The 12,977-nt window shown below is 67.4% G+C and carries 12 protein-coding genes and 2 pseudogenes; 8 read left to right on the top strand and 6 right to left on the bottom strand.

Annotated elements, in window-relative coordinates; all coding sequences use genetic code 11:
* Positions 1–142: 142 nt before the first annotated feature.
* Complete coding sequence (locus KIK15_RS02005) at positions 143–721, top strand: XRE family transcriptional regulator (RefSeq protein WP_214242475.1); 579 nt, start codon at positions 143–145, stop codon at positions 719–721.
* Positions 722–986: 265 nt separating this feature from the next.
* Here KIK15_RS02005 and KIK15_RS02000 read toward each other — a convergent pair.
* The 4 genes and pseudogenes from KIK15_RS02000 to KIK15_RS01985 all read right to left on the bottom strand — a co-directional run.
* Positions 987–1,082: pseudogene (locus KIK15_RS02000) on the bottom strand (Fe-S cluster assembly protein HesB); the annotation flags it as partial.
* A 44-nt stretch (positions 1,083–1,126) separates the two neighbouring features.
* Positions 1,127–1,903: a hypothetical protein gene (locus tag KIK15_RS01995; protein ID WP_214242474.1), complete on the bottom strand. Its 777-nt coding sequence runs from the start codon at positions 1,901–1,903 to the stop codon at positions 1,127–1,129.
* Between the two features lie 238 nt (positions 1,904–2,141).
* Positions 2,142–2,966 carry a hypothetical protein gene (locus tag KIK15_RS01990; RefSeq protein ID WP_374222800.1) on the bottom strand — a complete coding sequence of 275 codons (825 nt, stop codon included), beginning with the start codon at positions 2,964–2,966 and terminating at the stop codon, positions 2,142–2,144.
* Positions 2,967–3,261: 295 nt separating this feature from the next.
* On the bottom strand, positions 3,262–3,555 hold the full coding sequence (locus KIK15_RS01985) for a 4a-hydroxytetrahydrobiopterin dehydratase (RefSeq protein WP_250323892.1): 294 nt from the start codon (positions 3,553–3,555) through the stop codon (positions 3,262–3,264).
* 116 nt (positions 3,556–3,671) lie between these two features.
* On the opposite strand from KIK15_RS01985, the gene KIK15_RS01980 reads away from it, so the two are divergent.
* The 5 genes from KIK15_RS01980 to KIK15_RS18210 all read left to right on the top strand — a co-directional run bounded on the left by KIK15_RS01980 (position 3,672) and on the right by KIK15_RS18210 (position 8,425).
* Complete coding sequence (locus KIK15_RS01980; RefSeq protein ID WP_307851693.1) at positions 3,672–4,700, top strand: thiamine ABC transporter substrate-binding protein; 1,029 nt, start codon at positions 3,672–3,674, stop codon at positions 4,698–4,700.
* 8 nt (positions 4,701–4,708) lie between these two features.
* Positions 4,709–6,358 carry an iron ABC transporter permease gene (locus KIK15_RS01975; protein WP_214242471.1) on the top strand — a complete coding sequence of 550 codons (1,650 nt, stop codon included), beginning with the start codon at positions 4,709–4,711 and terminating at the stop codon, positions 6,356–6,358.
* A gap of 32 nt (positions 6,359–6,390) precedes the next feature.
* Positions 6,391–7,413: an ABC transporter ATP-binding protein gene (locus KIK15_RS01970; RefSeq protein WP_250324058.1), complete on the top strand. Its 1,023-nt coding sequence runs from the start codon at positions 6,391–6,393 to the stop codon at positions 7,411–7,413.
* Complete coding sequence (locus tag KIK15_RS01965) at positions 7,410–7,808, top strand: (deoxy)nucleoside triphosphate pyrophosphohydrolase (protein ID WP_214242469.1); 399 nt, start codon at positions 7,410–7,412, stop codon at positions 7,806–7,808. The genes KIK15_RS01970 and KIK15_RS01965 overlap by 4 nt, the downstream gene beginning before the upstream one ends.
* A 413-nt stretch (positions 7,809–8,221) precedes the next feature.
* Positions 8,222–8,425, top strand: coding sequence for a PASTA domain-containing protein (locus KIK15_RS18210; RefSeq protein ID WP_250323891.1), 204 nt, complete (start codon positions 8,222–8,224; stop codon positions 8,423–8,425).
* 23 nt (positions 8,426–8,448) lie between these two features.
* On the opposite strand, the pseudogene KIK15_RS18820 reads toward KIK15_RS18210, so the two are convergent.
* Positions 8,449–8,583: pseudogene (locus KIK15_RS18820) on the bottom strand (DUF4185 domain-containing protein); the annotation flags it as partial.
* A 69-nt stretch (positions 8,584–8,652) separates the two neighbouring features.
* On the bottom strand, positions 8,653–8,829 hold the full coding sequence (locus KIK15_RS01955; RefSeq protein WP_214242468.1) for a hypothetical protein: 177 nt from the start codon (positions 8,827–8,829) through the stop codon (positions 8,653–8,655).
* A 196-nt stretch (positions 8,830–9,025) separates the two neighbouring features.
* On the opposite strand from KIK15_RS01955, the gene typA reads away from it, so the two are divergent.
* Positions 9,026–10,936 carry a translational GTPase TypA gene (gene typA, locus KIK15_RS01950; protein WP_214242467.1) on the top strand — a complete coding sequence of 637 codons (1,911 nt, stop codon included), beginning with the start codon at positions 9,026–9,028 and terminating at the stop codon, positions 10,934–10,936.
* 11 nt (positions 10,937–10,947) lie between these two features.
* Positions 10,948–12,942, top strand: a complete 1,995-nt coding sequence (locus tag KIK15_RS01945; protein ID WP_214242466.1) for an ABC transporter family substrate-binding protein — start codon at positions 10,948–10,950, stop codon at positions 12,940–12,942.
* The last annotated feature ends 35 nt before the right edge of the window (positions 12,943–12,977 follow it).

Raw genomic sequence — 12,977 nt, 5'->3', positions numbered from 1 at the left:
CGACGATGCACCATATTTTGTGTTCGCTCTGGCCATTTGTATGGTGTTGTCTAACGACTACTTGCTATACAAGGGTTGACGTTCGAGACGTGTCTAGTGTAGGGATTGATTCACCACGCCAACTAACAACGAAGGAGTTGCATTGCCTGCCAAACCGATCATGTCTTTGTCAGATGTCGAGTCGTTGAAAGAACAAGGCTGGTCTCAGTCCGACATCGCTAGGCATTACGGCGTGACGCGGCAGTACATCTCGTGGATCAAGCGCCACTACGGGGGGAAGTTGAGCCCGCGAGAGATGGTGAACCAGCACTTTCCGTTCGTCGTCTCGACCGAGCAGGGCCAATGCACGCAGTTCAAACGGCTACGCGACCATGGGGAGTACGTCGCTACCGATGGAATAGGTATGAGCGAGAACAAACTCTCTCGCTTGCGTTCGTTCTACCAGATGCTTCGCGATAAGCACCTGGTGATCGAGTTCGACCCGAACATCCCGCCCGCTAAAGGCTTCGGCAAGCACGGTGGATGGGCCTATCGGCCGCGGGTCGAATCGGACGCCGATCTGCTTATCCGAGTCAACGAGTACACCAACTTGACCGAGGCTGGCCGCATGATATGGCGGTTCCCTCCGGTTGAGCCTGGAAATATCCCTCAGGAGGTTTGGTTTGTTTGCTGTAGATTCTGCCGTGTCGATCCCGTCGATGTTAATCCAAGTATTGGATGAGAACAGGTGGCTGTGCATCCACCGATCATTAATCGTACGAGACAGTGACAGCCTGATGCTTAGGTGAGCCACCGGCCCAGAGACGGCCACTTAGCGGGCCCTACAGTCGCTGACACACACCCGGGTCCTCGAAGGCGCCTACTACGTCGTGTCCGTGGCTCTCAGCCCACGTTCGGCACTCCTGCCGGTGCCTGGTGTGAGACCTTCTGGCGTCCGGTCAGGACAGATACTCGTGCTCCTACGGTTGCTCTCACGGCTAACTACACCGCTGATCCAGCAACATGCCGGCCAACAGGGCAAACGAATCGCGCGACAGCAGAGCGTCTGCGGCGGGGTCCTGGGCGATCTGGAGCGTGACCATGGTCCCGATTCTACTGTTCAGGCCTGCGCCGCCGGGAGATCGAGTCAGACGCTGGTGATGCCGACCATCGGGAGGAAGAAGCAGCTTCGGGACCCATTGGCCACGGTGCCGAACACCGCAGACAGAACGGTGCCCTTGCCGGTGTCCACCGGGGCCAGGCGGGTGCCCGGCGGGATCAGGGTGGTGACGAGGTTGCCCAGGGCGGTGGCGGCGAGATCCTTCAGGGGACCGGCCGGGACGGCCGCCAGCCAGGTGTCGACGAGTGTGGCGCCCGCCGATCTCATCGCCGCGAACCCACCCTTGCCGGTGGAGATGTTGAACCACGCGACCTGCATCCCTGTGGTGGCACCGCCGGTCGGGGTGATCCCGGCCGGCACGAACCCGTAGAGAGTCTGCCCGTCCTTGACCACGTTGGGGTCGATGTTGAGCAGCGGGATGGTGGGCAGGGCCAGGCCGGGAGCCGACCACGGTCCGGCGACGGCTCCGCCTACCGCACCGGCGAGTCCCAGCGGGTTGCTTGCGGTAGGGGTGACGCAGTTGAACGACACCGATGGGTTGAGGAAGGACTGGATGCCCAAGGCCCGCAGGGCCGCGTTGGCCTGGCTGATCAGGGCGAAGACATCGGGGCCCGATGCGGCCGACGGTGTCGCCAGGCTCAGCGCCGACTGTGCGGCGGACGCCGGCGGCGAGGGTTGGGTGGTGGTGGGCGCGGCGGTGGCCGGGGTGGCGATCCCGAGTGCGAGCGCGGCGCAGACGGCGGCGACGGTGACCGATGCGCGCACGCGATGGTGGGCCGGTGTCGGGTGGACGGTCCTGGACATGGGTTCTCCTCGGGTGGCGCCACCTGCTGTGACAGATGAGACGCATGTGACTCATGTGAGAGTTGCATGACCTGATGCGCAGGAACAAGTCGTGTGACCGAACTGAGACGTCACCGGGGTGGATGATTCGGGCGTTCGTCGGTGACGGTGTCGATCATCAAGGGGCACAGTGGGTTTGCCCGGAAAACTACGAACAGCCGCCCCGGTCGGGACGGCTGTTCGTGGGAGTGCGGGTCGATCAGATGAACGCCAGGCCCACCGTGGGGAAGATGGTGCAGGCGACCGGCGCCTTCTTGATGGTGGTGGTGACGGTGCCGTAGATCGCGGCGAGGACGCGGCCCCGGCCGGTGGTGGCGATGCCGGTGAAGGTGCCCGGTCCGTTGGTCGCATTGATCCGCTCGTTGCGCTTGAGGGAGAGCTGTCCCGAGCGCCCGGTGTCGATGTTGATCCAGATCGCGGTCAGCGGTGCACGTAGGTTGTTCACCGCCGGGCCGGTACCGAGCGAGGTGTAGACGAAGCCGGCCTGGCCGCGCTTCGGTCCTGGCGCGGGCGCCTCTTGCGGACCTGCGGTGACCAGGGCTTTGCCCACCGAGCCGCCGCCGGGGATGCAGCCCAGTCCGATGGTCGGGTAGAGGAACTGCTGGATCTTGGGAGCGTTGGGACCGGTCGGGATGGTCGGGTCGGCGCTCTTGTTGTTGGTGTCGGCGACCTTGGCGACCTGCGTGGGGGTGGCGGTTCCCTCGAGGAAGCGGGCAATCTGCGTCCACACTGCGCCCAGTTGCGGCGGCATGCCGGGGGCAGTCGACATCGCGGTGGCTTCCCTGATCAGGTCGGTGTTGACCTTGCCGTCGGGACCCTTGGTGGCCAGCGACCCCAGCAGGGCCGGCACCAGCGACCCGACGGAGTTGACCGTCGTGAGGTCGACCTTGGGGACTGCGGGCGGCGCCGGTGCCGGAGCCGCGTGGGCCACGGTCGGCGCGCCGGTCATGGCCAGCACCGTCAGTGCGGCTGCGCAGATCAGGCGGCGGGTCGTCGACCCCGTGCGCGCGTCAGTGAAACGCACAATCACATCCCATCGTTGTTCGGATAGTGCCCCGAGCCCCGCAGGACGTGGTCCTCGGTCGTGATGGCCGATCCGTGTTGCTCGTGTTGTTCTTCCCCCGACGCGGACGTCGAGTGCGGTCGATGCGTGGCGCCGAGGAGGGCAGACGCCGCACGTTTCTCGATTCGCGTCGCGGGTCAGTGTAGGTGGTGATGGCTGCACCGGCACCGCCCAGGGACCATAGCGTGAAACCAGAGTGACGGAAGTGACTGGTGATCACATCGTTATGCGGTCAACATCGCTTCGTCACCGCATGTCAGCGGATCTTTCCGTCCAGTTCATCGACGATGCGCTCGATGGCGGCAATCAGGCTCGTGTCGAGCGCCGTCAGTCCGCCGGCCGAGTGCGTGCTGACTTCCAGGCGCACTGTTCGCCAGCGGATGTCGATGTCGGGATGGTGATCGGCGGCCTCGGCGACCTCGGCGACCCGCCGGACGAAGTCGACGCCGTCGAGAAAACTCACCGCCTGAAACGACCGCTCGGCCGCAGTCTGATGCCAGGTCCAGGTGGGTGCCGCCGCGCGCGCCCGCTCGATCTCCTCGGCCGTCAACAGTGATGTCGCCATGGGGGCCATGGTGTCACCCCACAGCGTGCGCACGGCACTGGTTAGATCACCTAGGACGGCAGAGGGAGCCCGTGCGGGCGCGAAGGTGAGGCGGAAACTCGGTGCAGCGGTTGATTCGACGCGGGGTCGTGCTGGCGGTGGGCGTCACGATGGTGGTGTCGGGCGCAGCGTGTTCGAGCTCCAGCTCCGGGGGCGGTGACACGGTCACCCTGCTCACTCATGATTCTTTCGCACTGCCCGACTCGGTCCGAGCCGAGTTCACCAAGCAGACCGGACTCACCATCAAGGTGGTCTCCTCCGGCGACGCCGGACAGGTGGCATCCACGGTGGCCCTGACCCCCGGGCGCCCCAAGGCCGACGCCGTCTACGGCATCGACAACACCTTTGCCTCGCGGGTGATCTCGGCGAAGGCGCTCGACGGGTACGCCTCCCCGGCGCTGACCGGGTCGGCTCGCGACTACAAGCTGCCCGGTGGGGCGGACCTGCTCACCCCGGTCGATCGTGGTGACGTCTGCGTCAACGTCGACAACGCGTGGTACGCCGCGCGCAATCAGCAGCCGCCGACCTCGATCGCCGACCTGACCGATCCCCGGTTCGCAGGCCAGCTGGTGGCGATGGATCCATCGACCTCGTCGCCAGGTCTGGGATTCCTGTTGGCGACCATCGCCGCCTACCCTTCCGATTGGCAGAGCTACTGGACCAAGCTGCGCGCCAACGGGGTGAAGATCGTCTCGGGCTGGGAAGAGGGATACAACCAGCAGTTCTCCGGTGGCCAGGGCAAGGGACCATCACCGATCGTGGTCTCCTACGCTTCGTCGCCGGCCGCCAACCCGGCAACGAAAGCATTGTTGGACAGCTGCTTTCGGCAAGTGGAGTACATCGGGGTACTCAAGGGTGCCGCCCACCCCGACCGTGCCCGCAAGCTGATCGATTTCATGCTCGGCCCGCAGGTGCAGCAGGCCCTGCCCGACGCGATGTACGTCTACCCGGTTCGCGACGGCGTGGCGCTGCCTGCGGCCTGGCAAAAGAGTGCTCCCCTGCCTGATTCGACGGTCGAGCTGGCCCCGAACGCGATCGCGGCGAACCGGGAGAACTGGCAGAAGCAGTGGCGCTCGATCATGGGTCGCTGAGGCCGCCCGTGTCCGACGCCCCGGCCGGGGTTCTCAGCCCGACCGGGTCGCAGCGCCCGCGCGCGACGGCCGTCACCGCGGCGATCGCGCTGCTGCCGGTGCTGTTCCTGGCCATCTTCTTCCTCGCGCCGGTGGCAGCGCTGGTCCGTCGTGCTTTGAATGACTCTGCGGGTGAGGGTTTCGGGTCGCTGCTCGCGCGCGCCGACGTGGCTCGCCTGCTCTGGTCGACCGTTGCTCAGGCCGGGGCGTCGACCGTGGTCACCATGGTGGTCGCGGCGCCGTTGGTCTGGTTGGCGGCGGTGGCGGGTCCGCGACGGTACTCGCTGGTGATGGTGGCGGTGACGGTCCCGTTCGTCATGCCGACCGTGGTGGTGGGGATTGCCTTTCGCGCCCTGTTCTCCCCCGGTGGTCCGTTGGGTGGATTGGGTTGGGATGGTTCGCTTCTGACCATCCTGGCCGCGCACGCGTTCCTCAACGTGGCGGTGGTGGTCCGGGTGGTGGGCTCGGCCTGGCGCAACCTCGATCCCCGGCCCGAACAGGTGGCCCGCACCCTGGGGGCATCGCCGATGCGTGCGTTCACCTCGGTCGTCGCACCCCGGTTGGTGGTGCCACTGGTGTCGGCGGCAGGTCTGGTGTTCCTGTTCTGCTCGACCAGCTTCGGTGTGGTGCTCATCCTGGGCAACGGTGGCTGGCAGACGTTGGAGACCGCTGTCTACACCCAGGCGATCGGCTATTTCGATCTGCCTGCGGCCGTGGCGGTCTCGATGGTGCAGATACTCCTGGTCGTGGTGGTGGTGGCCCTCACCCGCGTGCCCATCGCGACCGCGAGCGCCGCGGTGCGTGACAGTGTCGTCGCGCCCGTGCGCGGGATGCGCGCGGTGGTGGTCGAGCTGAGCACACTGTGGCTCGTCCTGGTGGTGTTGGGCCCGATCGCGGTGGTGGTTGTGCGGTCGGTGCGACCCACCACGGGTGGGGCGTTCACGTGGGCCGGTTACCGGTCGCTGGCTCGATCGATCAACGGCGACACCCCGCTGGCGACACTGCGATACGGCGCGGTGAGCGCGGTGTGGGCCACAGTGGCCGCGGTGGCCGTCGGTCTGCTCGCAGCGGTGGCGCTCCATCGCGCGTCGGGGTTCGTCGGCACCATCGCCTCGGTCATCGCGATGGTGCCGCTCGGGGTGAGTGCGGTGACCGTGGGCTTTGGCTACCTAATTCTGCTGGCGTCGTTGCCGCGGGCGGTGGCCGACTGGCCGGGCGTGGTGCCGGCGGTGCAGGCGGTGGTGGCCGTCCCGGTGGTCATCCGCGTGCTCGGGCCGGCGATCCAAGCAGTGCCGACCCGGCTACGGGAGGCAGCGGCCACGCTGGGCGCGAGCGGGTGGAGGGTGTGGTGCACAGTCGATTTCCCGATCATCCGGCGGGCCGTGGTGGCCAGTGCGGCGTTTGCCTACATCATCGCGCTCGGTGAGTTCGGGGCGACAGGATTCGTGGCCCGGCCGGGCACCACCACGCTGCCGGTGCTGATCGGATCGGCCCTCAACCGTCCGGGAGCTGACAACCTCGCCACCGCGATGGCCGCCTCGGTGTTGCTCATCGCCGCCACCGCGGTGGCCGTGGCCGTGATGGAGCTCGCGCGCGGCGTCGAGGCGAGCGCGCTGTGACCGCTACGGCGTCCGCGAACGATGTTGCGGGACTGGTGATCTCGGATCTCCGTGTCGCGTACGGATCGTCGGTGGTGATCGACGGGTTCGACCTGATCCTTGGCGGCACCGGGTCGCAGGTCACCGCGCTGCTCGGGGCGTCGGGATGCGGTAAGTCCACTTTGATCCGAGCCGTGGCCGGACTGGAACACCCTGCGGCCGGAGCGATCTCGTTCGACGGTGTCGATCTAATCGGCGTGCCGGTGCACAGACGCGACATCGGGATCGTCTTCCAGGACGCCGCCCTGCTGCCGGGACGTTCGGTCGGATGGAATGTGGCCTATGGCCTACGAACTCGGCGCTGGTCGAGACGTTCGGTGACCGAGCGGGTGGCGGAGTTGCTGGAGTTGGTCGGACTGGCCGGTTTTGCCGATCGGCCGGTGGGTGCGCTCTCCGGTGGGCAGGCGCAGCGGGTGGCGTTGGCCCGAGCGTTGGCCCCGCGCCCACGACTGCTGTTGCTCGATGAGCCGCTTTCGGCGCTCGACCGGTTGTTGCGGGAACGGCTGGCCGGGGAGATCGCCGAGATCCTGCGTCGCGCAGGAACTCCGACGATCCTGGTGACCCATGACCATCAGGAGGCGGCGGTGATCGCCGACCGTATCGCGGTCATGGATCGCGGGCGCATCGTGCAGTCGGGAACGCCGGATCAGGTGTGGCGCAATCCGATCGACGAGTCGGTGGCGCGGTTCATCGGATGCACCACCGTTGTCAGTGGCGACTACCGTGACGGCGCGGTACACACCGCGGTGGGACCGATCCCGCTGCCGGGTGCGCCCGCCGACCTCGCCACGCCGGTGCTGGTCGGATTGCGAGCCCGCTCGCTGCTGGTCGATGACAGTCGTTCCTCGGCGATCACCGCGCGCGTGCACGCGGTGACGGTCCTGCCCGACGACGTGGTGGTGGAGGTGGAGTTCGCCGATGGGCAACGCGCCCAAGCGGTGTCAGCTGCGTCGGTGGCGCGGGGTGATCAGGTGCGGTTGCGTGTCGATCCCGACCGGGTGGCGGTGATCGGATGACCCGTGAGGTGGTGGCCGGTGCGGTCTTCGGTGGAGGGCGACTGTTGCTCGCCCAACGGGCACGACCGGCGCACCTGGCCGGGCTGTGGGAACTACCCGGGGGCAAGGTCGAGCCGGGGGAGACTCGAAGTGCGGCTTTGGGTCGAGAGCTTGTCGAGGAACTCGGTATCGAGGTCAGAGTCGGCTCGGTGATCGGCGACCCCGTACCCCTGGCCGACGATCTCGTTCTCATTGCCCTCGCTGCTGAGCTGCTCGGGGGCGAGCCCACCGCAGGTGAGCATCTCGCCGTGCGCTGGGTGGACGCTGATCAGCTACGGGTGATGGCCGCCGAGGGCACGCTGGTCCCGGCCGACCGCACCTGGCTGCCGGATCTGATCGCACTGCTCACCGGGTGACCTGTCGTCCGATCGTAGGAATTGGGTTGCTTCTGGGGCTCTCATGCCCGGTTTCATCGATCTGGCGTGGTCTGCTGTGTCACATTTCCAGAGAACACAGCGGTCAGGAGGCCATGATGGTCGAGGTCACAGAGCTCGCGCAGCGCGACGGTCGGCGTGTCCGCCGGATGCTGGTGGCGATCGGGGCAAGTGTGACGTTGTCGCTGCTGACCGCCTGTTCGGCGGGGGATTCTTCGTCATCGGGTGGGTCTGCGTCGACCGATGAGACAACGTCTACCGCGGTGGCGACGTCTGTTTCTCCGCCCGCGAGCGCGGACGCCCCGGCGGTCACGGCGCCTGTCTCATCGGCCCCCGAGTCCGCGCCGTTGTCCACACAGAGCGGCGGCTCCGGCGTGATGCCTGCGGTTGTCTGCATGAACCTTCAGTCCGCGCAGGACCTCATCCAGGAGAACGGCGTCTTCTTCTCGCGCAGCGTCGACGCCACGGGCCAGGGTCGGCGGCAACTCATGGATCGCAACTGGATCGTGGTGGCACAGACCCCTGCGCCAGGCTCGCCGGTGGGCGAGGGTGAGGCCGTGCTCTCGGTGGTCAAGATCGGAGAATCGAGCCCCTGCTGAGGCCATCACGTCACTGTTGGCCGCGCGCCAGTGCAGTTGCCGATCGCGTCGCCGAAGGCCATCAGGGTCTGCCCAGACCCGTTGTCCCAGCTGGTCCCGAGGCCGCTGGAGCCGAAGCGGCGTCGAGTGCACCGCCCGCAGCGCCAGGGGCCGCGGATCGACCGAATGTCCTACACGTCCCACTATGCGCAGGCAGACTCTGCGAGGTAACGGTGACCGGCTCGTGATCAGGCGGCGCGAACCTTCTTGAGCGCCTTGGCGAATTCCTTCTTCGAGAAGTCCTCGGCACCCATCTTCGACAGTCGGTGCAGCACCAGTGGGCAACTCGAACACCGCGTGGACGATTTGCAGCACTTCTTCTTCGGTCGGACCGAGGTGAAGGTCGACGGGGTGAGCTTGGCCATCTCGGATGTGAACCTCTCTGCAGCAACGACTGGACCATAGGTTAGCAGAACCTAAATGTGGGTAGCCTTACCTGTGGGTGGCGGCGCCTCGGTGCGCAAACGCGATGCGCTCGCCGGTCGTGGTTACCGATACCCTTATGGCGGTCGAGCGAGGCTCGGCTCTTCTCGCATGCCCACCACCCGAAAGATTCCTCCAGTGAATGCTGTTCCGAACTTCCGCAACGTCGCGATCGTCGCGCACGTCGACCACGGCAAGACCACCCTGGTCGATGCGATGCTCCGCCAGTCGGGTGCATTCGAGGAACGTGCCGAGGTGGTCGACCGAGTGATGGACTCCGGTGATCTCGAGCGGGAGAAGGGCATCACCATCCTGGCCAAGAACACCGCGGTGCACCGTCGTCAGCCCGACGGCACCGAGGTGGTCATCAACGTGATCGACACCCCTGGCCACGCCGACTTCGGTGGCGAGGTGGAACGCGGACTGTCGATGGTCGACGGCGTGGTGTTGTTGGTCGACGCCTCCGAGGGTCCACTGCCGCAAACCCGTTTCGTGCTGCGCAAGGCGCTGTCGGCGTCGCTGCCGGTGATCCTGGTGGTCAACAAGACCGACCGGCCCGATGCGCGCATCGAGGAGGTGGTCTCCGAGAGCCACGACCTGCTGCTGGACCTGGCCTCCGATCTCGACGACGAAGCCGCCGAGGCCGCCGAGCTGGCCCTGGACCTGCCGGTGCTCTACGCCTCAGGTCGTGCGGGTATCGCGAGCACCGTCGCCCCCGAGAACGGCAACGTGCCCGAGGGCGAGAACCTCGACCCGTTCTTCGACGTCTTGCTCAGCTACGTGCCCGCACCCAAGGGTGATGTGTCCGCGCCGTTGCAGGCGCATGTCACCAACCTCGACGCCTCGGCCTTCCTGGGTCGACTGGCGCTGGTCCGCATCCACAACGGCACCCTGAGCAAGGGACAGACGGTGGCGTGGCTGCGCGAGGTGGACGGCGAGCCGGTCACCGAACGCGCCAAGATCACCGAGTTGCTGGCCACCGTGGGCGTAGAGCGCGCACCGGCCGAGACGGCCGTCGCCGGCGACATCGTCGCCGTGGCGGGCATGCCCGAGATCATGATCGGCGACACCCTCGCCGACCCGGACAACCCAATTGCGTTGCCGCGCATCACCGTCGACGAGCCAGCCATCTCGGTGACCATTGGCACCAACACCTCGCCGCTGGTCGGTCGCGTCAAGGGTCACAAGTTGACTGCGCGAATGGTCAAGTCGCGCTTGGATTCCGAACTGGTGGGCAACGTGTCACTGCGGGTGCTCGACATCGGTCGCCCTGACGCCTGGGAGGTTCAGGGTCGAGGCGAGCTCGCCTTGGCCATCCTCGTCGAGCAGATGCGGCGCGAGGGGTTCGAGTTGACTGTCGGTAAGCCGCAGGTGGTCACCCGTCAGGTCGACGGCAAGCTGCACGAACCCTTCGAGCACCTGACCGTTGACGTGCCCGAGGAGTACCTGGGTGCGGTCACCCAGCTGCTGGCCGCCCGCAAGGGTCGGATGGGTGAGATGAACAATCACGGAAGCGGTTGGGTGCGTATGGAGTTCATCGTCCCCTCGCGCGGCCTGATCGGTTTCCGCACCGACTTCCTCACCGAGACCCGCGGAACCGGCATCGCCAACGCGGTGTTCGACGGTTACGCCCCGTGGGCGGGGGAGATCCGGGCGCGTCACACCGGTTCGCTGGTCAGCGACCGGGCCGGTTCGGTCACCCCGTTTGCGATGATCCAGCTCGCCGACCGCGGCACGTTCTTCGTCGAACCCGGTGCCGACACCTACGAGGGCATGGTGGTGGGCATCAACCCGCGCCAGGAGGACCTCGACATCAACGTCACCCGCGAGAAGAAGCTGACCAACATGCGTCAGTCCTCGGCCGACGTGATGGAAACCCTCGCCAAGCCGATGCAACTCGACCTCGAGGCGGCGATGGAGTTCTGTGCCGCCGACGAGTGCGTCGAGGTGACTCCGGAGGTGGTGCGGGTGCGCAAGGTGGAACTCGATGCGACAGCGCGTGGCCGTGAGCGGTCGCGCGCCAAAGCCCGCAATCAGAGCGTCAGCTGATCGGTAGGTGAATGGCTAGGGTGCGCCGCACTCCCTCGACCCGCACTGGGGCGACCCGCACGCGCAGTCGCCGCGCGTGGGTGGTGGCCGGTGCGCTGGCGGCCGTGACCGTGCTCGGCGCGTGCGCGGCCGATCCGCCGCCGCCGGTCCGACAGTCGGCCACCCCGGTCCCGCCCACCGACGTGGCGACGGGGCTGAAGATCTCGGTGGCCACCGACAGCATCGGGGTGGGGCTCAACCCCCATCTGATCTCCGACCAATCGCCGATGACCGCCGCCGTCGCAGCGTTGACCCTGCCCAGCGCGTTCGACCCGGTCCAGACCCCGAACGGGATGGCGTGGGTCCTCGATCCGGCGGTGTTGATCAGCGCCGAGGTCACCTCCCAGGAGCCGTTCACCGTCACCTATCGGATCACCCAGGATGCGCAGTGGTCGGACGGGTTGCCGGTGACCGCCGACGATTTTGCCTATCTGTGGCAGATGATGAGCAAGTCCGACGGGGTGGTGGCACCCGCGGGCTATCGGCTGATCGACGACGTCGCCTCGCGCGCGGGCGGCAAGGAGGCCGTCGTGCGGTTCGCCAGCCCGTATCCGGCCTGGCGAGAACTCTTCTCGGCGCTGCTCCCGTCGCACATCCTGCGCGGCATCCCCAACGGGTTCCGTACCGCGATGAGTCCGGGGCTGCCCGCCTCGGGTGGGCAGTACACGGTCATCGTCAACGACACCAGTCGCGACGAGGTGCGGTTGCTGCGCAACGACCGCTACTGGCGTACCGCTGCGGTGATCGACAAGATCGTCTTGCATCGGGTGGGCACGCAGAGTCAGCTCGCCGAGTCGGTGCGCTCAGGTGACACCGGTGTCGTCGCCCTCGCCGGAGGACCCGCCATCGCCGGGACGCTGTCGGCGATCCCCGGAGTGACCCTGTCGCGGATGCCCGTGGCCCGCTCACTGGGGATAACCGCCAACGTCCGCAGCACGGCGATGGCCGACATCCGGTTGCGGGAGGCCGTGTTCGGTGCGATCAACCCGCAGACGATCATCGACGCCAGCGCCGGCGACGCGGTGGTGACGCCCTCGGCGAACACCGTTCTCGATCCGTCCGACCCCGGGTACTTCCCGGTGCTTCGGCCCCGTCCCGACCCTGCCCGCCGCGCCGAGCTGTTCGCGGCTGCCGGCTACCGGCCGGAACCTGCAGCGGTGCAACCCATCTCGGCTCCGTCGACCACCACTGCCAGCGTGCCGAACCCGACCGGGCCGTCCTCGGCGGTCGGATCGAGCGGGTCGACCGCCTCGGTCCCCACGACGAGCACACCGTCGGTCGAACCCGGGTCGGAGGGCACCGAGGCGACCCGACTCCCCACAGGCGTTGTCCCGCTGCAGCGCGCGGGTTCGACCCTGACCCTGCGGATCGGTGTGGTGGCCGGCGATCTGCGCACCCGGTCGGCAGCCGACAGCCTGGCCGACCAGTTGCGCGCGGCAGGCATCAGCACCGGGGTGCGGGTCCTGCGCAGCGATGAGCTCTACGGGCCGGTGCTCACCGACGGCGGGGTGGACCTGGTGGTGGGGTGGCGTAGCTCGGCGATCTCGCCGGCCACCCGATTGGCGTCGTCGCAGAACTGCGACCCGCGCGCCGACGATGCCGGGACTCCACCGAGCCCGACGCCGGCCCCGTCGCAGGCGAGTCCCACCACGCCCGACGTCGCCTCGTCGTCGGTGCCGGCACCGGGTCAGTCGGCGGTCCCGCGCGCGAGGTTCCCGGCGACACCGGCTGGTCTGTGCGACCCGCGCCTGGCCGAGTTGGCCGCTCGCGCGATGACCGTTGCCGACCCGTTGGATCTGCTGCGTACCGCCGAGCCGTTGGTGGCGGCCCAGTTCACCGACCTGCCGATCTATCAGGACTCGATCCTGACCGCCGTCGGTCCCGGGATCACCGGGGTGCGACTGCAGGGCCCGGTGGCCAGTCTCATCTTCGGCAACGCCGCGACCTGGGGCCTGGTGAACCCGTGAGCGCCACCCACGCCGCAGCGGCGGATCTCGATGCT

Source organism: Williamsia sp. CHRR-6 (genome assembly GCF_018474015.1).
In the GTDB taxonomy this organism is placed as follows: domain Bacteria; phylum Actinomycetota; class Actinomycetes; order Mycobacteriales; family Mycobacteriaceae; genus Williamsia_A.
Note: the sequence above shows the minus strand (reverse complement) of the source record. Positions and strands in the feature narration are given on the sequence as shown.